Origin of the sequence: Roseburia hominis, assembly GCA_040702975.1 — a bacterium.
Taxonomy (GTDB): Bacteria; Bacillota; Clostridia; order Lachnospirales; family Lachnospiraceae; genus Allocoprococcus; species Allocoprococcus hominis_A.
The window spans coordinates 4,224,977-4,250,688 of the sequence record CP159990.1 but is presented as its reverse complement, the minus strand read 5'-3'; the positions used below and the strand labels follow the sequence as shown (position 1 = coordinate 4,250,688).

At 44.9% G+C, this 25,712-nt stretch carries 21 protein-coding genes and 1 tRNA gene; 19 read left to right on the top strand and 3 right to left on the bottom strand.

The window, feature by feature from the left end:
• Positions 1-13: 13 nt before the first annotated feature.
• The 4 genes from ABXS75_19775 to ABXS75_19760 all read left to right on the top strand — a co-directional run bounded on the left by ABXS75_19775 (position 14) and on the right by ABXS75_19760 (position 2,887).
• Positions 14-358 (top strand): hypothetical protein, encoded by a 345-nt coding sequence (locus tag ABXS75_19775; GenBank protein XCP85224.1) that lies wholly within the window; start codon positions 14-16, stop codon positions 356-358.
• Entirely contained in the window at positions 355-1,659 is a 1,305-nt protein-coding gene (locus ABXS75_19770) for a type II toxin-antitoxin system HipA family toxin (GenBank protein XCP85223.1), read from the top strand. The genes ABXS75_19775 and ABXS75_19770 overlap by 4 nt, the downstream gene beginning before the upstream one ends.
• A gap of 281 nt (positions 1,660-1,940) precedes the next feature.
• Positions 1,941-2,738: a hypothetical protein gene (locus ABXS75_19765; protein XCP85222.1), complete on the top strand. Its 798-nt coding sequence runs from the start codon at positions 1,941-1,943 to the stop codon at positions 2,736-2,738.
• On the top strand, positions 2,735-2,887 hold the full coding sequence (locus tag ABXS75_19760) for a hypothetical protein (protein XCP85221.1): 153 nt from the start codon (positions 2,735-2,737) through the stop codon (positions 2,885-2,887). The genes ABXS75_19765 and ABXS75_19760 overlap by 4 nt, the downstream gene beginning before the upstream one ends.
• 454 nt (positions 2,888-3,341) lie before the next feature.
• Here the strand turns inward: ABXS75_19760 and ABXS75_19755 are convergent.
• Positions 3,342-3,415: transfer RNA gene (locus ABXS75_19755), tRNA-Val, on the bottom strand.
• 292 nt (positions 3,416-3,707) lie between these two features.
• Between ABXS75_19755 and ABXS75_19750 the strand changes: the two genes are divergently transcribed.
• Both ABXS75_19750 and ABXS75_19745 read left to right on the top strand, forming a co-directional pair.
• Positions 3,708-4,580, top strand: coding sequence for a tyrosine-type recombinase/integrase (locus ABXS75_19750; protein ID XCP85220.1), 873 nt, complete (start codon positions 3,708-3,710; stop codon positions 4,578-4,580).
• Positions 4,498-5,721 (top strand): IS91 family transposase, encoded by a 1,224-nt coding sequence (locus ABXS75_19745; GenBank protein ID XCP87204.1) that lies wholly within the window; start codon positions 4,498-4,500, stop codon positions 5,719-5,721. The genes ABXS75_19750 and ABXS75_19745 overlap by 83 nt, the downstream gene beginning before the upstream one ends.
• A gap of 450 nt (positions 5,722-6,171) precedes the next feature.
• Here ABXS75_19745 and ABXS75_19740 read toward each other — a convergent pair whose 3' ends face one another.
• Positions 6,172-7,026 carry an MBL fold metallo-hydrolase gene (locus tag ABXS75_19740; GenBank protein ID XCP85219.1) on the bottom strand — a complete coding sequence of 285 codons (855 nt, stop codon included), beginning with the start codon at positions 7,024-7,026 and terminating at the stop codon, positions 6,172-6,174.
• 256 nt (positions 7,027-7,282) lie between these two features.
• Between ABXS75_19740 and ABXS75_19735 the strand changes: the two genes are divergently transcribed.
• The 9 genes from ABXS75_19735 to ABXS75_19695 all read left to right on the top strand — a co-directional run bounded on the left by ABXS75_19735 (position 7,283) and on the right by ABXS75_19695 (position 20,711).
• Positions 7,283-8,440, top strand: coding sequence for a sugar ABC transporter substrate-binding protein (locus ABXS75_19735; GenBank protein ID XCP85218.1), 1,158 nt, complete (start codon positions 7,283-7,285; stop codon positions 8,438-8,440).
• Between the two features lie 160 nt (positions 8,441-8,600).
• Positions 8,601-10,097: a sugar ABC transporter ATP-binding protein gene (locus ABXS75_19730; GenBank protein ID XCP85217.1), complete on the top strand. Its 1,497-nt coding sequence runs from the start codon at positions 8,601-8,603 to the stop codon at positions 10,095-10,097.
• 10 nt (positions 10,098-10,107) lie between these two features.
• Complete coding sequence (locus tag ABXS75_19725; GenBank protein ID XCP85216.1) at positions 10,108-11,049, top strand: ABC transporter permease; 942 nt, start codon at positions 10,108-10,110, stop codon at positions 11,047-11,049.
• A 9-nt stretch (positions 11,050-11,058) separates the two neighbouring features.
• Entirely contained in the window at positions 11,059-12,042 is a 984-nt protein-coding gene (locus ABXS75_19720) for an ABC transporter permease (GenBank protein XCP85215.1), read from the top strand.
• A 219-nt stretch (positions 12,043-12,261) separates the two neighbouring features.
• Positions 12,262-12,969, top strand: a complete 708-nt coding sequence (locus ABXS75_19715; GenBank protein ID XCP85214.1) for a GntR family transcriptional regulator — start codon at positions 12,262-12,264, stop codon at positions 12,967-12,969.
• A 147-nt stretch (positions 12,970-13,116) separates the two neighbouring features.
• The gene (locus ABXS75_19710; GenBank protein ID XCP85213.1) at positions 13,117-13,815 is read left to right on the top strand and encodes a response regulator transcription factor; all 699 of its coding nucleotides are present in this window, start codon (positions 13,117-13,119) and stop codon (positions 13,813-13,815) included.
• Positions 13,816-13,823: 8 nt separating this feature from the next.
• Positions 13,824-16,427 (top strand): HAMP domain-containing sensor histidine kinase, encoded by a 2,604-nt coding sequence (locus ABXS75_19705; protein ID XCP85212.1) that lies wholly within the window; start codon positions 13,824-13,826, stop codon positions 16,425-16,427.
• Positions 16,428-16,965: 538 nt separating this feature from the next.
• Positions 16,966-18,147 carry an SAM-dependent methyltransferase gene (locus ABXS75_19700; GenBank protein ID XCP85211.1) on the top strand — a complete coding sequence of 394 codons (1,182 nt, stop codon included), beginning with the start codon at positions 16,966-16,968 and terminating at the stop codon, positions 18,145-18,147.
• Positions 18,148-18,200: 53 nt separating this feature from the next.
• Entirely contained in the window at positions 18,201-20,711 is a 2,511-nt protein-coding gene (locus ABXS75_19695; protein XCP85210.1) for a hypothetical protein, read from the top strand.
• A gap of 103 nt (positions 20,712-20,814) precedes the next feature.
• Here ABXS75_19695 and ABXS75_19690 read toward each other — a convergent pair whose 3' ends face one another.
• Entirely contained in the window at positions 20,815-21,678 is an 864-nt protein-coding gene (locus tag ABXS75_19690) for a methionyl aminopeptidase (protein ID XCP85209.1), read from the bottom strand.
• A gap of 154 nt (positions 21,679-21,832) precedes the next feature.
• On the opposite strand from ABXS75_19690, the gene ABXS75_19685 reads away from it, so the two are divergent.
• The 4 genes from ABXS75_19685 to recR all read left to right on the top strand — a co-directional run bounded on the left by ABXS75_19685 (position 21,833) and on the right by recR (position 25,660).
• The gene (locus tag ABXS75_19685; GenBank protein ID XCP85208.1) at positions 21,833-22,909 is read left to right on the top strand and encodes an ATP-dependent 6-phosphofructokinase; all 1,077 of its coding nucleotides are present in this window, start codon (positions 21,833-21,835) and stop codon (positions 22,907-22,909) included.
• Between the two features lie 128 nt (positions 22,910-23,037).
• On the top strand, positions 23,038-24,606 hold the full coding sequence (dnaX, locus tag ABXS75_19680; protein XCP85207.1) for a DNA polymerase III subunit gamma/tau: 1,569 nt from the start codon (positions 23,038-23,040) through the stop codon (positions 24,604-24,606).
• Positions 24,607-24,696: 90 nt separating this feature from the next.
• Entirely contained in the window at positions 24,697-25,050 is a 354-nt protein-coding gene (locus ABXS75_19675) for a YbaB/EbfC family nucleoid-associated protein (protein ID XCP85206.1), read from the top strand.
• 13 nt (positions 25,051-25,063) lie between these two features.
• Positions 25,064-25,660, top strand: a complete 597-nt coding sequence (gene recR, locus ABXS75_19670; protein ID XCP85205.1) for a recombination mediator RecR — start codon at positions 25,064-25,066, stop codon at positions 25,658-25,660.
• The last annotated feature ends 52 nt before the right edge of the window (positions 25,661-25,712 follow it).

Below are 25,712 nucleotides of genomic sequence, written 5' to 3'. Positions count from 1 at the left end.
GGAGAATATTGCTGTGACAATTTATGGAAATGAAAATAACGAGACAATTATGATGGAACTTGGTCAGAGAATCCGGGATACCAGAATCAGGATGCAGATAACTCAGGCAGGTATGGCAGAACAATCCGGAGTGGCAATTAGAACAATTGTTCGGATGGAAAAAGGGGAAAGCGTTTATTTAGATAGTATGTTGAATGTGCTTCGTGTATTGGGCGTATTGGAAAACCTGAATTTACTTCTTCAGGAACAGGAGCTTGCGCCGACGGAAATGGTGGATATAGGCAAGAAGAGAAAACGTGTTACGGGAGTAAGGAAGAGCCCGGATCATAAAATGTGGACATGGGGTGATGAAGAATGAACGTTGCGGAAGTATATTTATGGGGAACGCGAATTGGGGCAGTAGCACAGGAAGGGATTGGCGATGTGCCAAGATTTAATTATGACAGGAATTTTTTGCTAAGCCAAATCGAAGTGGCACCGATTGCTATGCCTCTGTCGGAGAGGATTTATTCCTTCCCGGCATTGGCAAAGGAAACATTTCACGGTCTTCCGGGCCTTCTTGCAGATTCGCTTCCAGACAAATTTGGAACAAAATTGATAGAGCGCTATCTGGAAGAGCAAGGACGGGATATTCGTTCTCTAACGGCAGTGGAACGACTTTTATATACAGGGAAGCGTGGAATGGGTGCCCTTGAGTATGCTCCGCAAAAAGATTACGCCAAGGTGACGGATACATCTATCAACATTAGTGCGCTGGTAGAATTGGCATCCGCGATTTTGTTGGAAAGGGAAAATGTTCATATACGAGCAGACGAACGTACAATGGAACAGATTATCAATGTGGGAACCTCAGCGGGCGGTGCAAGAGCAAAAGCAATTATAGCATGGAACCCCAAAACGAGAGATGTGCGGTCAGGGCAGATTGATGCTGGAAACGGCTATGAGTATTGGCTGATTAAATTTGATGGCGTGGAAAATAATAAAGATAAAGGAGAGAAGGCGGATAGCCCGGCCTATACGAGAATAGAATATGCTTACTATTTGATGGCAAAAGCAGCAGGCATTGTCATGAATGAGTGCCAACTGTATCAGGAGTCTGGACACTATCACTTCATGACGAAACGTTTTGATCGGGATAAGGAAGGTAAGAAGATTCATATGCAATCATTGGGGGCGATGGCGCATTACGATTATAATATGCCGGGAGCATATAGTTATGAGCAGGCGGCTTATATTATGAATCGACTTCATTTAGGACAAAAAGCCATTGAACAGTTGTTTCGCAGAATGACCTTTAATATACTTGCCAGGAACCAGGATGACCATGTGAAAAATATTTCATTTTTAATGGACAAGGCAGGAAAATGGCATCTGGCCCCGGCTTATGATATTACATACGCAAACGATGCATCAAACCATTGGCTTGCCAGACATCAGATGACAATGAATGGGAAAGCGGAACATTTTACATTAGATGATTTTTATAAATGCGGCAGCGCAATGAACTTATCAAAAGCGAAAGCGAAAAAAATTATTACGGAGGTTCAAAGCTCGCTTAGATTATGGGAAGCATGCGCAGAAAAAGCATTTTTAGAGGAAAATGTGATGAGCATGATAAAACAGCAGTTTATTGAGTTGGAGCCTGCGGTTTTTCTATAACAAATGGAGAAAATCCTATTTCTCGGCATTGGCTATAAATCTTTGGTTACTTTCACCACGGGGCTTTATGCGTTAAAAGTATATATTATGTTTGTAAAACGAATTCGCCATATTTCGACAAGTACTACGCTCTTATTGAAAATACATTGGAAATGTGCTAATATATCCACATAAAACATAGAGTAGGTGTGGAAAACGCAAAGGATGGTGTGGATAACTATAAAAATCATGTGGATAATTCATCAATTTCATGATATAATATAATTATATGAGGCGGCAAGATGAGAAGCATAAAAGCTATATTGGTAAGAGGTGTTATATTTTCGTTAATTCCCGCTTTATTTAGTTTTTTAGGTTCGACGAATGTTCTTGAATGGGCGCAAAAACAACAATATGTTGGAGCGGGTATTGATGTTGAGTTTTTAAAAAATGCTTTTTCTTTTCTAGGCATATCTTTAACTTTCGTATTGTTAACATCAAATCTAATTATGGCTGAAATAAAGGAAAGCATACATAGAAGGCAAGCCACAGAGTTAATGAAATATACGAAAGAGATAATGGTGGCGGCTTTAACAAAAAGCTTAGGGAAAGAGTATTGTGATATAAATATCCGTATTTTTGTTCCAAAGAGAAGCATTTGGTTGAACTTAAAAAATTTTTTTTCAAAAGAAAAAGAACTCTATTTTTGTATTAAAAATATTGATGGTCTGGCTGAAGCGGGAGTGACAAACAATCTGAAGTTTCAGGTGTTGCCTGAGGCTGATAAACAAGGATTAGTTGGAGAGTGCTTTTCTTTTAGAAGAATGGTCTACGATGATAATTTAATTATTAGTAATGAAAAAGATTACAATTTAAACGATTATCAGAAAAACAAAACTAGTGATTTGAGGTTTATTATAGTATGTCCGACTTTTAGTGAAGATGGAAATATTGATTCGATAGTAGCCTTTGACAGTAAGAATGAAATAAAAGTAACAAATGAAAATCAGGAGGCTTTATCAAATCTTATTCTTAACTATACCCAGCAGTTACATGAGAAAGTTCCTGAACTATTTAAGGCGAGAGGAGGTATTCTATGAAAAACGTATTAGAACGAAATTGTTTCAAAAAAGTTAAGGCAAATAAGCAAAAAAAGGCGATGGTGGATATGGGGATGAACGCATATGTGGAAAAAAGCCCAAAATTGAAGTTAAGTATGCATAAAACACAATCGCCAAAAGTGATTTGAAAATTATCTAAGATATTGGTTCTGTTTTTTAACATATTATATTTGGAGTGCAAGTGGGCATATTAAGGGGTATGCTATTTGCGTTCCATATTGAGTGAATTAAAAAGTATAAAGATTTAATAAGAAATAAAGTAAATATTAATTTCCCAGTTTTCATTATGAAAACTGGGAAATTAATATTTTTCGAGAACTTAAATAAAAACAAATGAAGTTCGATGTTCTACATTTAATCAATAAATGATAGTATAAATGTATTCAATGTAAGGCTGAAGCCGCCGTCATTGCCGACGGCAGCTTCGTTATTTCAAAGAATGCCCCTCTATTTTCGCGTTACATTTTGTGTTGCATAACCAAGAAAAAACATGTCTATCAGGATAGTAAAATTTCCACATAGAAAACCTCAAAACCCGCATGGTTACTGGGACCTGCAGTTTTAAAGGATTCCATCAAAAAATGGAAGCAACGGGGCTCGAACCCATGACCTCTCGCGTGTGAGGCGAACGCTCATCCCAGCTGAGCTATGCTTCCATATAAATTATTGTACCAAGTCGCTAACGCGACGGCTAGCCCTAAGTACGTGATTCCACTACTTTTTCTTGAAAATTTCATTTTTCTCAAAATAAAAGTAGCAGTTTTTTTATATTTGTTTTATTGTTGAATCACCACAAGACAACCTAAAACAATACAAGAAAACTGCTATGCTTAGTTTATCATGGATTTTTAAACTCAACAACTACTTATCTTATTTTTTTATTCGTCCACCGCCTTCTTGCGTGAGGAATACATTACTTTTCATTTCATCACAAAGGAGTTTTTTATCATGGACAAATATTTCAATACTTTTCGGGAAATGATTTCCCTTCGCGGTCTTACTGACCATACCTTATCTGCTTACTGTACCTACATTCGCGCTTACCTGGACTATCTTGAATGCTTTCTTCATAAACAGCCTGAAGAAGTGACATGGTCAGAACTGCGTGATTTTGTCAGATGGCTTTCATATAGCAGAAACCTGTCTGACCGCACCATTAACTGTGCGATTTCCCAGCTCCGTTTTTTTACCATGTATGTTCTTCATAAGCCCTGGGATGCTACCCACCTCCCCCTACGTAAGTTCGACACTTATATCCCGTTTGTCCCTACAAGAGAAGAAATCTCTGGTTATTTTTCCGATATCCCTGATATAAAAGAAAAAACCATGCTTGTTCTCATGTATTCTTCCGGGCTTCGTCTCGGTGAAGTCTGTTCCCTCCGTTATGAGGATATCGACCGCAAACAGATGAGGATCTTTATCCGGCATGCAAAGAACCGTTCTTCCAGGTACGCTATCCTTTCAAAGTATGCCCTGGATTTACTTACTGCTTATTGGTTCCAATGTGGAAAACCCAAAAACTGGCTTTTCCCTGCGAACCGAAAGGAAAATGCACCCTATAGCTCTACTAGTTTCTCTAATAAATTTGTGCAATACCGCAAAACTTTTCGTTGGAATGAGAAACTCACCTGCCACTCGTTTCGCCATGCTTTTGGCACCCATCTTTATGAAAATGGCACTGACCTGCTCACAATCAAAGAGCTCCTTGGACATAAATCACTGTTATCCACCACTATTTATGTCCATCTTGCCAGTAATGGGGTACAGGCGGCACTTAGTCCTTTTGACCAGTTTGGAGGTGCTCTTGTTGACAAACAGTAAAATTTCCCAAATCTGGCACTATTCCTATGAAAATTTTTCTGCCTTACATCACCAGTCCGGTGTTCAGGAAAAGACTTCTCATGCCATCCTTAACTGTAAAACCGGAAAACTCGGCTGTAACATCAGCCAATGTACAGTCTGTGGACATACGCAAGTCCACCACAATTCCTGCCGGAATCGGAACTGCCCCAACTGCCAGGCTGTACGAATGGAAATCTGGGCAGATAAGCGGAGAGCAGAGGTCATTGACACCCCTTACTTTCATGTGGTGTTCACACTCCCACATGAACTGAACTCCCTGATCTACTGTAATCAGAAACTCCTGTACAATCTTCTGCACAGATGTTCCGCCGAAACACTTCTGGAATTATCCCAAAATCAGAGGTATCTCGGAGCAACGCCCGGCATTATTCAGGTTCTTCACACGTGGAACCAGGAACTGGATTATCATGTGCACATGCATTGTATCGTATCCGGAGGCGGTCTGACTGCTGATCAAAAGATCCGGAAATCCAAAGGGACTTTTTTTATTCCCGTTAAAGTGCTTCGCGATAAATTCAAAGGAAAATATCTTGCCCATCTAGAGAATTATTATCGGAACAGAATGCTGTCCTTTTCCTCTTCCTGTAAAGAACTCCAGAACTCTTACTGTTGGAAAGAATGGAAAAACAATCTATATGAAAAAGACTGGTGTCCTTACATCAAAGAGACGTTCAATGGTTTTGGGAATGCAATCGAATATCTGGGACGATATACCCATAAGATTGCTATTTCCAACAGCAGGATTCTCTCTGTCACACAATCAGAAACCACTTTTTCGGCACGTGGAATAAAACCCGGTGACCCTAAACGGGAAATCACTCTTCCGAACACAGAATTCATCCGAAGATTTCTGATGCATGTACTTCCATCAGGATTCCAAAAAATCCGTTACTATGGTTTCCTAAATAACCGTATGAAATCAAAAAATCTGAAATTGATTTTCAAACTACAAGGATACCAGAAATTCAAGCGACAATATACAGATTTATCTATAGCAGAACTGTTAAAGGCTGTCTGGAATTATGATATCCGTGTCTGTCCGGAATGTGGCTGTGCGAGTATGGAACAACTCGGAAGGACATATGCAAAACCAAGCTAAACAGCAGTTCCATTCATACTGTTTTTTCAAGACCTCCCAACGGAAGGTCTGCGAAGCATGCCCAAAAAAATTTTTTCGGCCGGTTTTTCCATTGATTTCTTACAGTTTTATCCGAAATCTGGAATTTTTATCAAATGAGGGAAAATACTATCCCCATATCATTTCAGGCTAAACGTCCGCGAATTGGTACAATTGAGAAGAATCACATTCAGAGCAGTTCTTGTTTATTCCGAACTGCTCTTTTTGTCTGCTCAGAATCTGATACTTCTCTAAAGAATTATAGCACGGAAAATCAGAAATACAATGGTTACTTTGCAAGTTTGCAGAAATTTGTAAAATATCTCATTTGCAGAATGCAGACAGCCTCCCCGTCCTGAAAAGTGGATGGAGAGGCTGTCTGCATTCAGGTTACTAAGCTAAAGAAACACAGAGTAACCTTTTATCTTAATCTTATTCCAATTCTAACACATGGCCTGTTCCGGTTTCTTTTGCTGCCTCCGGAGTTGCGTTCCAAAGAGCACGTTTGCAATGAAGATCTGTATCATGACAGATATAAAAGCTTTTAAGGTTAGCCTTTGACACATACTCGCAAGTCTTGTCAACCTGTGACTGAGGAACCTCATCAATACGAAGGTGTGAACCGCCCAGGTAGGTATTAACCTGTGTTGCCCCGGTCACTTTTTTGGCATATTCCATAATGTTACATATTCCATAGTGTGCACAGGTTGCAACGATGCTGACCTCCTGTTTGTTTTTGTGGAGATATGCAAGTTCGGTATCCTCGTCAACACAGTCATCGCACCATACGCCGTCCCGAAGCTGCTGGGAAGTCTGCGGATGAACATGCTCAAAATCATTGGTCCTTTCCGTCAGGCCAAGATACACAAGATTCTTTGTCAGCCACAATGGCTCCGGAGTTACTCTGACATCAAAGTATTGCTCCAGCACCTCTTTGCTGACGTCCATTCCGACCGGAGTGTTCCAATTGAACTCATATCTCTTTAAAAAGATATCATCGCTGGTGTACAAAAGAATAGGCTTCTTTGCCATGGCCTTATCCTTGTAATATTTAATAAGATGTTTTAAGCCGCCGGTGTGGTCCCAGTGACCATGGGAGAGAATGACATAATCGGCAAGGCGAAGATCGATGCCAAGGGCTTCTGCATTTTGAATAAACTTATCTGAAAATCCTGTATCCAGAAGAATCTTGACATCCTCATCTTCGATCCATGCTGAAAAGCCATGCTCGGAATTTAAATATTTGCTGTACATACTTGTGTTTTCGAGAAGAACTGTAATTTTCATAATAAATTTCCTTTCGTAATAAGTGAATTTTGGTTAAAAGCTACATTTTATAAAATATCAAATATCTAATATAGAATATATCAACAAAAAACGGGATAGTCAAGAGAAAAATGTTGGAAAATATCTAAAAAATAAAAATAGTGAGAAAAAATATTGACAAAATGTACAAATAGATGGTAAGTTTATATAAAATAAAATATCAAATGTCTAATGCATTATGCAGAAAAAGACAAAACTTCATTAAGGAGGAAAAAGAATGAAAAAGAGAATCGTATCTGCATTATTGGCAACGGTATTGGTCTTTGGGATGATGACCGGATGTACAGGTAAGAAAACAGATGGCAGCACCAAGACCGGGGATGAATTAGCTGTCGATGTAGAGAAAGCAGAAGAAGGCGCAAAAGTGAACGAAGACTTCAGCCTCAATGTAAATGTCAACCGTGCGAGTGATTATGCGATGAATGAACTGCCACTGCCGATTACCGGTATTGGAAGGTCTGTTGGGACAGAAGTCAAGGCAAAGGACAAATATAATATTGTAGTCATGACCCGAAATTCTACGAACCCCTATATGATCGGTATGTGGGATGGCGGAGCACAGGCAGGAAAAGACCTTGATATCACGGTGCAGACACTGGCGCCTGCAACACAGGATTCTATTGAAGAGCAGGTTTCTATTATGGAGTCCCTGATTGAGCAGGGAGTGGATGCATTTGTAATTCATCCTTCTGATTCAAAGGGAATTCAGCCGGCTGTTGATCTGGCGAATGAAAAGGGAATTCCGGTAGTGGCAATCGGAACAGCACCGGAAAAGGGCGCTTTTATGAGAACCGGCGTTGATTATTATGCGACAGGTTATCTGGTAACAAAAGAACTCTGTGAGGCTGCTGGTGGTAAAGGAAAAGCAATCATTCTGGAAGGCCCTGCAGGTGTTCAGAATATGGAAGAAAGAAAACAGGGAATAGAGGATGCACTGGCAGAGTATCCGGATATTGAGATTATTGCTTCACAAACTGCGAACTGTAAACGTGCGGAAGGAATGCAGGTCATGGAGAATCTGCTTCAGGGAGAAGGCGTGGCGGATGAATTGACAATCGTTGCAAGCTGTAATGATGAGATGGCGATTGGAGCGATCCAGGCACTAAAAGCCATGAATATAGACGGCGTTTATGTGGGTGGCGCAGATGCATCCAAGGATGCGGCTCAGGCAGTTAAGGATGGAGATCTTTATTGTACGTATAATACAGACCCGTATGGTTCCACTTATTTGGCGGTGATCTATTTGGTTCAGTATCTGAATGACGGAACACTTCCGGAAGAATATTTTATTCCGTTTCCGGCGGAAAGACACAATCCACTCATTACATCTGAAAATATTGACGGATATATGAGCGATGAAGCCTGGTACGATTAATCATTTATACGGATGTTCTATAGACATCTGATCAGGTGTATTTAGAAACTGAGTGAACTGCCGTATCAGGTAAGGTGCCGATGTCAATAGCGAACCCCTCTTGAAGTTATGAGTGAGGCATTGTCTGACGCGGCAGTTCAGTAAAGGTGGAGGTGACCCTATGGAACCAATTTTAAAGGTAGAAGGTTTAACAAAAGAATTTCCCGGTGTTAAGGCGCTGGATAATGTGAATTTTGATTTGTTCCCCGGGGAAGTTCATATTCTGGTAGGGGAAAACGGGGCCGGGAAGAGTACTTTGTCCAAATGTATTCTGGGCGCTTATCAGCCCGAAAAAGGGGATATCTATTTCCAGGGGAAAAAGGTGAATTTTAAGACGCCGAAAGAGGCGCTCGACAATGGAATTGTGGCCGTATATCAGGAATTGACTATGATTCCGCACTTAAATGCGGCACAGAATATTTTTTTTAATCGTGAGCCTGTGTACAAAGGAACCTGTATTGTGAATCAGAAGCTGATGCAGAAGCAGGCAAAAGAAATTTTAAAAACCCTGAATTGTGAAAATATAGATACGACAAAGCCGGTGAAATATCTGGGCGTTGCTGAGCAGCAGATGATAGAGATTGCAAAAGCAATATCTACGGATCCTAAAATAATCGTGTTTGATGAGCCGACAGCAACCTTGTCGGACAGGGAAGTGGAATCATTTTTTCAGCAGATTCATCTATTAAAAAAGCGAAATATCGGAATTATTTATGTTTCACATAGAATGAAAGAATTTCAATATATCGGTGACCGGATCACGGTGCTGCGGGATGGAAAATACATTCAGACTCTCAGGCAGGGCGATCTGTCCGATGAGGAACTGGTAAATCTCATGGTAGGACGTGATATCAGTCAGGTCTATGTAAGAACGCCCAATGAGTTTGAAGGGGAAGCATTAAGAGCAGAGAAGCTTTGCGACAAAGCAGGCAAGGTAAAGGAATGTTCTCTGGTCGTGAACAAAGGGGAGATTGTAGGACTTGCAGGACTTGTCGGTGCAGGCAGAACCGAGATGGCAAGGCTGGTATTTGGAATTGATAAAATACAAAGTGGAGAAGTCTATCTTCACGGTAAAAATGTAACTCGAAAGCGACCGAAATATTTAGTAAGCCAGGGGCTCGGACTTCTTCCGGAGGATCGAAAGAGGCTGGGGCTTGCAGTGAGAGCTCCGATTTCCTGGAACGTGGTGGCAGTGAGCATAAAGAAAATTTTTCCACATTTTCTGATCGATCAGAAGAAAAATGACAGCGTTGCCGAGGATTATGTAAAAAGCCTGAAAATTGCGACGCCCAGTGTCAAAAAGCTGGCGGTTGCGCTTTCGGGAGGTAACCAGCAGAAGGTTGTTGTGGCGAAATGGCTGTCGGCTAATACGGACGTCATAATTTTTGACGAACCGACGAGAGGAATCGACGTAGGAGCGAAGATGGAAATCTATGCGCTTATGGATCAGCTTGCGAGTGAGGGAAAATCCATTCTTATGATTTCTTCTGAAATGCAGGAAATTATCGGTATGAGTGACAGAATGTATATCATGAATAATGGCAGAATCGTCGGTCAGATGGAGCGCAGCGAGTTTTCGCAGGAAAAGATCGGCCAAATGATGCTTTTGGGAAGTTGAGGTGGAGGAAGTGAAGGAAAAATTAAGACTGACAAAAATACCGCCGGCTCTCTATATGATGCTGATTCTCATGTGTATTTATGGTTTGCTGGTTGACAATTATTTTACCGTACAAAATATTACCAATATTTTCAGCCAGGCTGCGCCGCTGCTTGTGGTTGCCTGCGGACAGACCCTCATCGTTCTGCTTCAGGGAACGGATCTGTCTCTGGGATCCATCGTCAGTGCGACCTCAGTATTGTGGATTGTCCTGCTGAACCAGGGGTTTATGATGGGGGCGGCGATTTTGATCGTGCTGCTTATCACGGCCGTATTTGGTTTTTTAAATGGATTTATTGTGGCAAAGGGCATGATTCCTGCATTTATTGTAACCTTGGGTACCCAGAATATTATCAAATCCATCGCACTGCTTGCGTGTGACAGCAAGACGGTTTATTTCAGCCACCCGATTTTCCGGGCCATTGCCAAAACAAAATTTCTGGGCTTACCATATTCGGTGTGGATTGCACTGGCTTGTTTTGGGTTCACATGGATTGTTCTTCGCAGGACAAGATTTGGAATGAAGGTAACTGGTCTTGGAGGAAATTCAGAAGCGCTGACGCTGGCGGGAGCATCTGTCAGCAAAAATACGATAAAAGCGTTTGTATATGCAGCGGTGATGGCGGGGATTGGCGGCTTGCTTCTATGCTGCCGAATCGAATCCGGTAACCCGAACTCGGGAACGGGGTTTGAATTTAATGCGATTGCTGCAGTTCTGCTTGGCGGGACCTCTATGCGTGAAGGACGCGGTGGCGTGGGCGGAACAATTTTTGGCGTGCTGTTGATTCAAGTGCTGAAAAGCGGGCTGACTCAGGTTGGAATTTCATCCATTTTCCAGAATGCGATTATCGGAGTAGTAGTGCTTGCGGCTATTATATTTGATGCTTTTATTAAGAAGCATCAGGAAATGTAGGTGATTTGTATGAGTGATAAGAAAAGAACAACAGAAAATACATTTCTCCGTAAAATTATGGATACCAATTATTTTTATGTAGTGATGAGCCTTATATTAATGATTATCGTGTCGACCTGCTTAAGTCCGTCCTTTTTGACGATCGGTAACTTCATCACTATTTTAAGGCAGGCGAGCATTTTATTAATGCTGAGCCTGGGGCTTACGGCAGTGGTACTGACGGGAAATATTGATCTTTCGGTGGGGTCCTGCGCGGCCCTTACGGGGTGTGTCTGTGCACAGCTTTTGGTGTCAGAGGTCTCCATGCCGCTTGCCATGATACTGAGCATGTCGATTGGTGTGATAATCGGAATCATTAATGGATTGCTCGTCGGGGTGCTGAGGCTGCCGTCTTTTGTGGCGACCTACGGTATGAATATGGTAGCGTCGGGGATTGCGATGATTGTTATGAATGGTGGAGTGATTTACGGCCTGCCGTCGCATTTCACATATATTGGAATCGGATATATTGGACCAATCCCGCTGCCGATCATCATTTCAGGGGTCATGGTTTTGATCATGTATGTTTTACTGCAAAAGACAACATTTGGACGGAATATTTATATGATCGGGTTTAATATGGATGCAGCGAACTATTCTGCGATCAACTGCCTTGGAACACTTCTGGCATCTTATATACTTTGCGGAGCTACCGGTTCTTTGGGCGGCATTATGATGACAGCAAGGCTGAATGCTGCTGATGCGGGGATGAGTGAAACCTATGGTCTTCAGATTGTGGCAGCAGTCGTGATGGGAGGGACCTCTCTTCTCGGCGGTCAGGGCGGAGTCATAGGAACCATTATTGGAGCGATTATCCTGACGATTATAGTAAATATTATGAATATAGTAGGAGTGAATTCGAACTGGCAGAATTTTGCGGTGGGTGTTGTTATCATTCTCATGGTATGGATCGACATTGTTACCCGTACGCGCAGGTCGAAGAAAAGCGTCTGACACAGCCTATCTACTAAGCCTGCACTTTCTTATTTGGGATATATTTGGGATACAATTTTGGGATGAAAGTGCAGGCGTCCTCTGAAAAAGATAGATCAGATACAAAATATCAAATATTAAATATTTAAAAATTGGTAATATATGGTATACTGTTTATGTTATGGATGTGTATTACATTTTTTGACAGAAACAAAATAAAGGGAAAGATAGGTTTGATATATGAATAAGATTGCTCCAATTAAGAAAAAACACCAGAGTTTATCTGAAATGACTACAGAAGCGCTCATTAACCTCATCATGGATGGAACATTAAAAATGGGAGAAAAACTCACATTGGATGAGGTGGCAACGAGTCTTGGGGTAAGCCAGACCCCTGTTCGTGAGGCGTTTAAAACGCTGACAAGAATGGGGCTGATCGTCTCAGAGCCTTATGTAGGCGTCCACGTTGCCAGTTTGGATGAGAAGGATGTCAAGGAAATATATCTTGGGAGAAAAGCACTGGAACCTCTTCTTGCATACCATGCGTGTGCAAATATAACTGCTGAGAAATTAGCCGAGATTGAAGAAATTCAGCAGAAATTATTGGAAACCTGTACCATGGAATCGTATGATGCGAGGCAATTGTTCAAATACAATAAAGAATTTCATTTCGCAATATACAGAGAATCAGGCCTCCCAAAACTAACGGAAATGGCGGAAAGCCTGTGGAACAGCCTTGCATTTTATAAGCTGACCTACGGAAAGCATCACTCTAATGATTCAACGACAGCGTTTTATATTATTAAAGATCATGAAGTTTTCCTAAAGGCATTGCGTGAACAGAATCCGCAGATGTTATATGATAGTCTTTATGAAAGTCTGGACCGTCATGAGAGGACAATTCCGGAAGATTTGACGGTGTTGGCAAAAAAGAAGGAGAATGAATAGTAAATAAATGAGAATAACAGGACAGAGACTGCATGAGTACGGCCTCTGTCCTGTTATTTTATATCTTAAAGAATTTTTAATAAATCTCCTTTCCCTCTCTTAAAAATTCCCTGTTATTCTTGTATACTATAAGGGAGGTGATGAATAATGTCTACGATTTTAGTATGTGACGATGATAAAGATATTGTAGAAGCGATCGATATTTACCTGACCCAGGAAGGGTACAAGGTACTAAAAGCATATAACGGGGAGGAAGCAATCAAGGTCCTGAAGGCAAATGATGTGGACCTCTTGATCATGGATGTCATGATGCCGCGCCTGGATGGGATTCGGGCGACTCTTAAGATTCGGGAAGAGATGCGCCTGCCGATCATTATTTTGTCGGCCAAGTCGGAAGACGCAGACAAGATTCTGGGACTGAATGTGGGGGCGGACGATTACATGGTCAAGCCATTTAACCCGCTTGAACTGGTGGCACGCGTCAAATCCCAGCTCCGCCGTTATACGCAGCTTGGCAGCACGGCAAATCAGGAAAACAAAGACGAATACCGGACAGGAGGTCTTGTTATCCGGGACGACTTAAAAGAGGTGACTGTCGATGGGGAGGCGGTGAAGCTGACCCCTATCGAATACAATATTTTGTTACTGTTGGTAAAAAATCAGGGAAAGGTATTTTCCATCGATCAGATATACGAGAGAATCTGGAACGAGGACGCGATCGGAGCAGACAATACCGTTGCGGTTCATATCCGGCATATTCGGGAGAAGATCGAGATCAATCCCAAAGAACCACGTTATCTAAAGGTGGTATGGGGAGTCGGATATAAGGTGGAAAAGATCAGTTAGGAGGCATTATGAATAAATGGTATCGGAGCGCACCGTGCAAAGGCGCATTGGTGGTTCTGGAGCATATTTTTGCTGCTGTGCTGGTAGTCTCGCTGTTCTGGCTTCTATCTTATCCGGCGGCAAATCTGGACGATGTGGTCTTTACAAAGAAGGAATATGAGGATTCCCAGACGTTTGAGACCAGGTTCTTAAGTGCAGCGAATGAGGTGGCGTGGTCGCAGCCGCTTCTAAAAGAGTTTGAGACAGATGGAGCATTTGACGAAAATAAGCTCGTTGATCTGGAAGCTTACAACGACAAGAATATCATTACGGGCGAGAATCAAAGCGGAATTGCGTACCATCTGGGCGACTTGATGAAATGGGGAGAGAGGGGCGTCGTAAGTGAAGAGGATACCCGTGGAAATATCGTAGTCTGCAAGCGTGAAGACGGAACGTATCACTATTACTATGCCGATGAATTCCGTGAACTGGTGGAGAAAAAAGAAATTCAATTCTCTGCACTGCTTAATGACCAGTTAAAAGAGGAATGGGGAATTCAGGACGAGGAAGATGTACTGAACCATCTGTTTGCCGGAGCGCAAAGCGAAATGTCCCGGAATATGGTGGACAAGGACAGAAAAATCATCTATACGAATTGCTGGATTTATGACGGGGTAGAGATGGCGGAGGAATATGCTCCTGACGGCGCTGAAAATATTTTGGAAATTGTAAACAACAATCCAAAATGGAACGGGAAATTAGCCAGAGTCATGGAGATGCTGTCTTATACAGTGGAGAGCATTTCAGCCACAGTCAATGAGTGTCAGAACAGTGCGGAAGTATGGTCTGAGGGAAATACGAATTTTACGTATCTTATTGTAGATTTGGAAAGCAAGACCATTTACACCAACCGTGAGGCATATCAGAACTTTGATTCGTGGAAGGCGAATGTAGAGAGCATTACGGAATCGGGGAAATATACAGTTGTTACACCAAAGCTCGCAGATTTTAAAACGAATACCGGCATGTCTGCTACCACCTGGAAGACGATAGATGGTAATCTGTCCTCCGAAAATCATATTTGTGTGTTTGCTGTGGATACAAAGTATCCGATTCAGGATTCTTTTTATCAGGAATATCAACAATATAATCGATATACATCCTTATCGAGTGTCGTGGCGGTGACCATGATATTGGGCGGAATCGGATTTGTGGTATGCCTGATCTGGCTTACGGTGATTGCTGGCAGAAATAACCGGGAGGAAGGCATAAGTCTGATGTTTGTGGACCGAATAAAGACGGAAATTTTTCTTGCAATCGCGGGAGGTGTTCTGGTTCTGGCGCTGATTGCTTCCGTTGCAATGGTCAAAGAGGTGGTCTCAGTTTTTGATGTGCAGTCTATGTCTTCTTATTTGACATATGGAGAAAGTATTGCATATTCAACCCTTGCCATGACAGTGGGGATAACGCCGTATAAACTTTTGTTTCTGACGATGGCGGCTGTGCTTGATTGTGCGGCAGGGCTTTTCCTGTGGCTGGGAATGGCGCGCAGAATTAAAGCCAGGACTCTCTGGGAGAACAGTTTGCTGAAAGTACTGGCAGAATTTACGAAACTTATTTTTTCGCATATGAATCTGATCTGGAAAACGGTTTTGGCGTTTGGCGGGTTTGTATTATGCCAGTTGTTAGTGATTCTCTGGTATAGTAGTTCTTATTATATGGAAGGCGGATTTGTTTTCCTGCTGATTTTTTTTGTGGATTTGATTATGTTTGTATATCTGACATACAGTGCAATCGGACGTGAACGAATCAAAAGAGGAGTGGAAACAATCGCAGGCGGTCAGGTAGATTTCCAGATTCCTCTGGAAGGGCTGAAAGGGGAACAGCTAAAGGTGGCACAGGCAATCAATCAGATTGGAGACGGCCTGGAAAATGCGGTGGAACAGAGCATGAAGAATGAACGTATGAAAACGGATCTGATTACCAATGTATCCCACGATATCAAGACGCCGCTTACCTCTATTATCAATTATGTAGAGCTTTTAAAACGGGAGAATTTTGAAGATCCGAAGGTTCAGAATTATCTGAAGGTGCTGGAAGAAAAATCCCAGAGGCTGAAGACCCTGACCGAGGACGTTGTGGAGGCCTCCAAGGTGAGCAGCGGCAATATTAAGCTGGAGATGATGAATCTGAACCTGGTAGAACTAATCAATCAGACTTGCGCAGAATTGGAAGAGAAATTTGAGGCAAGAAATCTGACCCTGCTGGTAAAGGTTCCCGACGAACCGGTGATCATAAATGCCGACGGAAGAAGAATGTGGAGAGTCCTTGCCAATATTTTCAATAATGCTGCAAAATATGCGATGCAGGGAACCCGTGTCTATGCGGATCTGAAGAGAACGGGGGATGAAGTGGGATTTACTTTGAAAAATATATCGGAACAGGCACTCAATATCACAGCCGATGAGCTGACGGAACGGTTTATCCGGGGCGATATGTCGCGAAGCACGGAAGGCAGTGGACTTGGACTTTCCATTGCGAAGAACCTGATGGAACTTCAGGGGGGGAGTTTTGAACTTTATCTGGATGGGGATTTGTTTAAGGTTGTGGTTCGGATGAAGTGTGTTGTTTGATGGGACGTTGTTGAGTTCCGGAGGGGAGGTGATTGGGAGAGGGGGAGGGAGTTCTTGTTAGGTTCTGGAAGAGATGGGGAATTTTAACCTTAATTTCTTTCTTGATTTTCCACACAACTTTTACTGTTTCACTATTTAACAGTATTTGATTTGTTCTCTTGCTAGGTCACTATTGGGGGCGTAAAGGGGCATGGTGCAAAATTGAGTACGCACGTGAGTGCGTGGCGGCGAAGCCGCCATGGTTACTTCCGTCTTGAGTCAAATGCGAGGAGTATGAGGAGAGGAAGAGGGGGATTGCGAAGGTTAAGCGGCGCACCCGTAGAATCCGTGCCGTAGATGTTACTGCGCGGGGCAGGAGGCCCTCTGGCCGACTACCCCGCACAGTTACATCTACGTGCACTAGTCGGAGGGGGCTAAGCGTCGGAGCTATCCCCCTCTTCCTCTCCTCATACGTCCACACATTTACGAAATCCCCTTGCATATCCCCCTTTTTGCATTTACAATATTTATATTCCATATTTTACAAAGGAGTATTTGAATGCAGCAGTTAAAAGATTGTTTAAAAGAGAATTTGAATATAGATTTTATTTCCGCTATCATCAGTGGCCCGCGGGATAAGGGCGGGAATCAGAAGATTAAAATCCGCCCGGTCATGAAGGGGGAAGAATTTTTGTTCCAGTGCGAGGAATACCGGAACAATCAGGCGTTTCACCGGAATTTGACGGCGGATGAGGCGGGAGAGTATATCGTGCAGATGTTGCCGGGCTTTAGGCAGATGCAGATGGAGACGACGAAGCAAAGGATTCAGGTGCTGGTCAGCAAGAAGGGGAAGGTGACGATCCAAAAGAAACGCCAGAGCGGGGAAGTGAAGCGGGCGGATCTGTCGCATAACCGCAGTAAGAAATACATTCTGGAGGAGGGGACGCAGGTGCCGTTTCTGCAGGATCTGAGGGTCATGACGCAGGAAGGGAAGATTGTTCGTACCAAGTTCGACAAGTTCAGGCAGATTAACCGTTTTCTGGAATTTATTGAGGATATTCTTCCGCAGCTTCCGAGAGAACGGGAGGTGACAATCCTGGATTTTGGGTGCGGCAAATCTTATCTTACCTTTGCTATGTATTATTATTTGCATGAGTTAAAGGGATATGATATTCGGATTATCGGATTGGATTTGAAGACAGATGTTATTCGGCATTGTAATGAGCTGGCGGTAAAGTACGGGTATGAGAAGCTGAAATTTTTGGAGGGGAATATTGCAGATTATACCGGAAGCGATGAAGTGGACATGGTAGTGACGCTTCACGCCTGCGACACGGCGACGGATTTTGCGCTGGCGAAGGCGGTGGGGTGGAAGGCAAAGGTGATTCTGTCGGTGCCCTGCTGCCAGCATGAGCTGAACAGGCAGATGGAAAATGAAGTGCTGGCCCCGTTATTTTCCTACGGACTTATCAAGGAACGTATGGCGGCGCTGGTGACGGACGCTATGCGTGCGGAATATTTGAAACGGGAAGGCTATGATACGCAGATTCTGGAATTTATTGATATGGAACACACGCCGAAGAATATTTTGATTCGTGCGGTATATACTGGAAAGATGGGGAAGAATTCTGAGCAGATTGAGGCGTGCAGAAAGATGCTTCATATTGACCCGACTCTGGGGCGTTTGCTCGCAGGAATGCCGGGAAGTACGCCTGCGCCTTGCGGAGAGATTGATGAATAAGAAAAGAACAGACGAAAGAATATGTCATCCCGGCATAGAAAAGGGGAGAAAGTATGATTAAAAAAATTGCGGTACGCGTGGGCGTGTTGACCGCGGTATTTATCGCGGCGGTGATAGTATTCAGCTACCTGACCAACAGGGGTAATACGGATATGAGTGCGGATATGGGCGGTGCGACCCTGCCGCGCATCTCGTTTGTGACGGAGGGATATGAGATTAATTCGCTTCCGGGCTACAAGTCCGATATGCTGCTTACCACGATGCGCGATACGGTGACTCCGGTGACGGATTATAAACTGACGATGAAATTAGACCGGTACGATGCCGAGGTCGAAAAAGCGGGCTGGGAGGTCTACACCTTAAACGGGGAAGAATGTCTGCAGAGCGGAGAGGTAAAAGAAATAGGAGAGACGGCCGAGCTGCGTTTTCGGGCGGAAGATGTGTTAAATGAAGAACGTGTGCTGAAGGTCACGCTCTACCTGGAGGAAGAGGAGATTTATTATTATACGAGGATTGTAGATGCTTCGGAAAATAATTATAAGACTTGTCTTGAATATGCTGGGAATTTTCATGAGGAAGCCTTGAGCAAGACGACATCGGACAGCTTTGTCTCTGCCCTGGAGTCCAATTCGGAGGGGGACAATACCACGTTCCGTCATGTGACGATTCACTCGGACTTAAGCCATGTGACCTGGGGAGAACTTAAGCCGGACGTGGAAGGAGAAGTGAGATGGGAGGTCAAGGAATGTAATCCTAACTATACTTCGATACAGCTTCGGTATTATGTGAGGTGTCCGGGGTATAAACAAGACCCGGAGGCATTGTACAGCGTGAAAGAATTTTTCCGTATCAGGATCGTGGGGGAGAAGAAATATCTCCTGGATTATGACCGGACGATGGAACAGAGTTTTGACGGCGGGGAAGGTTCGCTTGATCAAAAGGGAGTTCTTCTGGGCGTTGTGGATACGAATTTGGAATATCAGAATAATTCGGAAGGCAATATTGTTTCTTTCGTGCAGGATAGAGAGCTGTGGAGCTATGACAAGGAGGAGGATAAGCTGTCGCTGGTGTTCAGCTTCGCAGATGCAGAAAGTGCCGATATCCGGAATCTTTATGACCGCCATGAGATTCATATTATTTCGGTGGATAAGAAGGGAAATACGATATTTACTGTTTCAGGGTATATGAACCGGGGAGTGCATGAGGGCATGAATGGCGTGGCAGTTTACAGCTTCCATGCAGAAAAGAACTCGGTGGAGGAGAAGGCGTTTGTGCCCAGTCAGAAGGGGTACTATGTCATGAAAGAGGATTTGGGCAAACATGTCTATTTCAGCAGCAAAAATGAAAAGCTGTATGTTATGATGGACGGCACATTGTATTCGGTGGATATGAAGGAGGATACCCGTGAAGTTTTGGTGCGCGGTCTTGACGCGGGACAATATGCGGTCTCTGACGATGGACATTTGCTGGCGTATCAGAACATGGGAGGGAGGCCCGATGAGTGCCAGAAGCTGACGGTGCTGAATCTGAAGAACGGGAAGTCTTTTGAGGTGACCAGCGAAGGGGAGGAGTATTTGAAACCAATCGGATTTATCCGGGACGATTTCGCTTATGGAACTCTGCGTGCGTCAGACGCCGGGCAGACGGTGACCGGCGAGGCGGTGATCCCAATGTACCAGGTGGAGATCGTGAATCAGAAAGAGGAAGTGGTGAAGACGTATCAGGCAGACCAGGTATATATCCTGGGCGGTTATGTGGATGAGAATATGCTGACTCTGGAGCGGTTTTCGAAAAATGGAAACATTTACAGCAAGCTGCCATCTGATTATATTACCAACAATGAGGAGAAAAAAGAGAGTAATATCGCTTTGGAAACATATAACGATGAAGTGCGCGGTACGGTGGTGCGCCTGCGTTTTGCGGACGGTATTTCCGATGCAGATGCCAAATTGTTGAAACCAAAACAGGTGCTATTTGACCAGCCGCAGACCATCAGCTTTGATGAATCCCGGACGAACGGAAAATATTATGTTTTTGCGCTGGGCGAATTGCAGGGGGTATATGACCATGCCGGCCTTGCTGTCAGACAGGCCGATTACATGTATGGAGTAGCGGTTTCTTCCCGGCAGGCTTATGTTTGGGAGAGAGGAAACAAGCCGGCCAAGTATGAGGTGGATGGCATGGAGGCTTTTCAGGCAGAAGAAGGCCAGAGCACAATGGAGGCGTGTATGAAACAGATTCTTGCGAAGGAAGGCAGGGAAGCGGATTTCGCGGAGGATGTGAAAAATGGCACGGCTCCGGAGCAGATCCTTGCGACCTATACCGGCGGTGAGGGGTTGGATCTGTCCGGCTGTACTACGGAGGAAATTCTCTATACGATCAGCCGCGAGACGCCGGTGATCGCCGTGCTGGGAGAGAATCGTGCGGTGTTGCTGATTGGGTATAATAAGACGAATGTGGCGTACCTTGATCCTTCCGACGGGCAGAGGCATTCCGTGACGTTTGCACAGATGGATAGCATGGTGGAAGATGGAGGAAATACGTTTATTGGGTATGCGAAATAGCGAGGGTATCGCTTTTAGAGGAAAAGGTCTGGCGCGAGAAAAATCCATCTCGTCCAGACCTTTTCTGTTGTCAGGCATCTGTACAGTCCTGCGGCAGACGCCCCTATTTCGTCAACACTTCCGCCCCGTCTTCAGTAATCAGCACCATATACTCGATCTGCGCGGAAAGCCCGTCATCTTCGGTGTATACCGTCCAGCCATTATCTTCGTCAATAAAGAAATCCGGTCTGCCTTCGTTGATCATCGGTTCAATGGTAAAAATCATGCCCGGAACCAGAAGCATCTCGCTTCCCTTCGGAGTCACGTAGCTGACCCACGGCTCCTCGTGGAATTCCAGACCAACTCCGTGTCCGCCGATATCTTCTACGACAGAATATCCATTCCTTTTTGCGTGGGAATTGATGGCGTCAGCGATGTCGCCCAGATGATTCCAGGGTTTTGCCTGCGCAAGTCCCAGCTTTACGCATTCCTCGGTCACGGTCACCAGACGTTTGGCCCGCTCGCTCACATTTCCAATCAGGAACATACGGGAAGCGTCGGAAAAATAGCCGTCCAGAATGGTAGAGACATCGACATTGATGATGTCCCCGTCCTCCAGTATGATGGATTCATCCGGAATTCCGTGGCAGACTTCATTATTGATGGAGGTGCACACACTTTTCGGGAAGCCCTGGTAATTAAGCGGGGCCGGAATCCCTCCGTGTGAGACGGTAAAATCATAGACCAGACGGTCAATCTCCTCCGTACTCATGCCTGCATGGATATGCGCGGCTACGTGGTCCAGCACGGCGGTGTTAAGCTCGGCGCTTTTGCGGATTCCCTCGATCTGAGGAATGGTTTTTAAAATATCGCGGGTGGGGACGATTTCCCCTCTGTCCGCATGATAAGCAATTTTATCTTCTATAATGCGATGGCATTTTTTGTATTTCTTGCCACTGCCGCACCAGCATAATTCGTTTCGTTCCATAGGATTACCTGACTTTCTTCAAAATTTTCTTCTATTAGTATAGTCTTTTTGTTTAAAAGAGTCAACGGCTTCATTTCCCCTTGTCTCAATCACAAGAATCGGTTATAATAAATTAGATGTTTGTCCATGAAAAAAGAAAGGATGTGTGAAAAAAATGTTAAGAATTGGAATGCTGACCAGCGGAGGCGACTGCCAGGCGCTGAACGCGGCAATGCGCGGTGTTGTAAAGGGAATTTTCACCAAGAGAGATGACGTGGAGATCTACGGATTCCAGGAAGGATATAAGGGACTCATCTATTCGAACTTCAAGATGCTGACTTCCCGCGATTTCTCCGGTATTCTGACCGTGGGCGGAACGATCCTTGGAACCTCCAGACAGCCGTTTAAGCTGATGCGTGTTCCGGGCCCGGACGGAATTGACAAGGTGGAGGCAATGAAGCATACCTACCACAAGCTGAACCTGGACTGCCTGGTAGTTCTCGGCGGAAATGGTACGCATAAGACCGCGAATCTTCTGCGCGAGGAAGGCCTGAATGTCATCACACTTCCGAAGACCATCGACAATGACCTTTGGGGAACAGATATGACCTTTGGTTTCCAGAGTGCGGTAGACATTGCGACAGATACCATCGACCGGATACATACCACCGCTACCTCTCACAGCCGTGTGTTTATTATCGAGGTTATGGGACACAAGGTTGGCTATGTGACACTGCACGCAGGTATCGCAGGCGGCGCGGATATCATTCTGCTTCCGGAGATTCCGTATGATCTGGACGTTGTGGTTAATGCGATTAACGCCCGTGCTAAAGCCGGAAAGAGATTCACCATCATTGCAGTGGCGGAGGGTGCGATTTCCAAAGAAGACGCAAAGCTTTCGAAGAAGAAATTAAAAGAGAAGCAGGCAAAGAAGACATACCCGTCTGTTGCTTACGAGCTGGCTGAGAAGATTCAGAACCGTACCGACCAGGAAGTCAGAATTACCGTTCCGGGTCATATGCAAAGAGGAGGAACTCCGTGTCCGTATGACCGTGTACTGGCGACCCGTCTGGGTGCTGCGGCAGCAGAACTGATCCTGAAAGAGAAATACGGCTTCATGGTCGGCATCAAGAATGAGCAGATCGTGAAAGTTCCGCTTCAGGAAGTGGCTGGCAAGCTGAAGATGGTAGATCCGAAATCTGATATCATCAAAGAGGCGAAGATGACCGGCATCAGCTTCGGTGACGAGTAGTAAGAAAAGAGTAAAACGGCAGGGGATTTCCGAAAGGGAATCCCTGCGTTCATGAGAAAGCGGTGAGGCGGCCGCAAGCGGCCTGCCGGGCCGGATTTTGATAAACCAATGGAACAGGGGTGAGCGAGATGTCATATACTGCCTTATACCGGAAGTTTCGTCCGGCAGAATTTGAAGATGTAAAGGGACAGGACCATATTATTACAACACTGAAGAATCAGATTCAGGCAGGGAGAATCGGCCACGCTTATTTGTTCTGCGGAACCCGGGGAACAGGAAAAACGACGGTCGCCAAGATATTTGCCAAGGCGGTGAACTGTGAAAATCCTGTAAACGGAAGTCCCTGTGGGAAATGTGCCATGTGCCGGAGTATCGGTGCAGGGACATCTATGAATGTGATCGAGATTGACGCGGCTTCCAATAACGGCGTGGACAATATCCGGGAGATCCGGGAAGAGGTGTCCTATCGCCCCACGGAAGGCCGCTATAAGGTCTATATTATTGACGAGGTGCATATGCTGTCGATCGGCGCGTTCAATGCACTTCTTAAGACGCTGGAAGAACCGCCGGAATACGTGATCTTCATTTTGGCGACTACGGAGGCACACAAGATTCCGATCACGATCCTGTCGCGATGCCAGCGTTACGATTTTAAACGAATTACGATTGATACCATAGCTGCCCGCCTGATGGATCTGATGGTCCGGGAGCAGGTAGAGGTGGAGGAAAAGGCAATCCGCTATATTGCCAAGGCGGCGGATGGCTCTATGCGTGATGCACTGAGCCTTTTGGATCAGTGTATTGCGTTTTATCTGGGACAGAAGCTGACGTATGAACATGTTCTGGAAGTCCTTGGCGCGGTGGATACGGAGGTGTTCAGCCGTCTCCTGCGGGAAATCATAGCGCAGGACGTTCCGGCGGTCCTAAGGACGGTGGAAGAGCTGGTGATGCAGGGAAGAGAACTGTCGCAGATGTCGGCAGATTTTACCTGGTATCTCAGGAACCTGCTTCTGGTCACAACGTCCGATCGCATGGAAGACGTGCTGGACGTGTCTGCGGAGAATCTTGCGCAGCTAAAAGAAGAGGCGCAGATGATCGAGCCGGGAGTGCTGCTTCGGTATATCCGTATTTTTTCAGAGCTGACGAGTAAGCTGAAATACGCGACGCAGAAGAGGGTGCTTTTGGAGGTGACCCTGATAAAGCTCTGCTGTCCGCAGATGGAGAGCGGCAAAGACAGCCTGCTTGACCGTATCCGCGCACTGGAAAAGCAGGTGGAGGAGGGAGCATTTTCGGCTCCGCCCGTGCAGGAAAAGGTTGTCTATGTGAATGGAGAAGCCTCCGCTCCCGCCCCGAAGCCAGAGCTTCCGAGGGCAATCCCGGACGATGTGAAAAAGGTAGTCAGGGATTTTCGCTCCATTGCAGGCGAGACGTCGGGAATGCTGCGGACTTATCTGAAGCAGGCCCGCTTAAGCGTGGGGAACCAGGGACAGCTCCTTATCGTGCTTCCCGATGAGATCAGCGTAGGTATGGTGGGAAGCGAGTCAAATAAGCAGGAGCTGACAGAGATTATTGAGAAGAAAATCGGCAAAACTGTCACGCTGGAGGTGCGCCAGGTAGAGGAAGGCCGCCACTTTGAGGACAGCTTTGTAGATATAGAGAAGATGATAAATATGGATATTATCATCGAAGATGAGTAAGAAAAGTTTCAGAGTATTGAAATGAAAAACAACTCATAAATATATGAAATAGAGATAAGAAAAGATATATGGAAAAAGGAGGACATGACCATGGCAAAACGTGGAGGATTTCCGGGCGGAGGAATGCCCGGCAATATGGCAAATCTTATGAAGCAGGCGCAGAAGATGCAGCGCCAGATGGAAGAACAGGCAAAGGAGATGGAGACGAAGGAATTTACCTCGACAGCAGGCGGCGGGGCAGTGGAAGTGACCGTGAGCGGCAAGAAGGAAGTCCTGAAAGTGAAGCTGCAGGAAGAAGTCGTTGATCCGGATGACATCGAGATGCTGGAGGATCTGATCGTGGCAGCGGTAAATGAAGCGATGCGTAAAGCGGATGAGGCGAGTGCCTCAGCAATGCAGAAGCTGACCGGCGGACTCGGCGGCGGTATGCCGGGATTGTTCTAAGGAGAATAAAAAGATGGATTATTATAGCAGTCAGATCAGTAAACTGATTGAAGAACTATCAAGACTGCCCGGTATCGGTGCAAAGTCAGCCGGAAGGCTGGCTTTTCATATGATTAATATGCCGATGGAACAGGTAGAACGCCTGGCGGGGACTATTTTGGAGGCCAGAAAGAATGTGCGGTACTGCAAGGAGTGCTGCACACTGACGGATCAGGAACTGTGTCCAATCTGTGCCAGCAGCGAGCGTGATCACAAGACCATCATGGTCGTGGAGAATCCGCGGGATCTGGCGGCATACGAAAAGACGGGCAAATATAACGGCGTCTATCATGTGCTTCACGGGGCAATCTCGCCTATGCTGGGAATCGGCCCGGGAGACATTCGCTTAAAAGAGCTGATCGAACGCCTTCAGGGAGATGTGGAGGAGGTCATCATTGCCACCAATTCCAGTTTGGAAGGGGAGACTACGGCGATGTACATCAGTAAGCTGATAAAGCCTGCCGGGGTGAAGGTCAGCCGAATCGCCAGCGGAGTTCCGGTGGGCGGCGATCTGGAATACATCGACGAGGTGACGCTTCTGCGGGCGCTGGAAGGCCGGACAGAGCTTTAGAAAGATAGAGGCAGATACAGGGCTTAAAAGAACACAAATATATAGGAAGGGA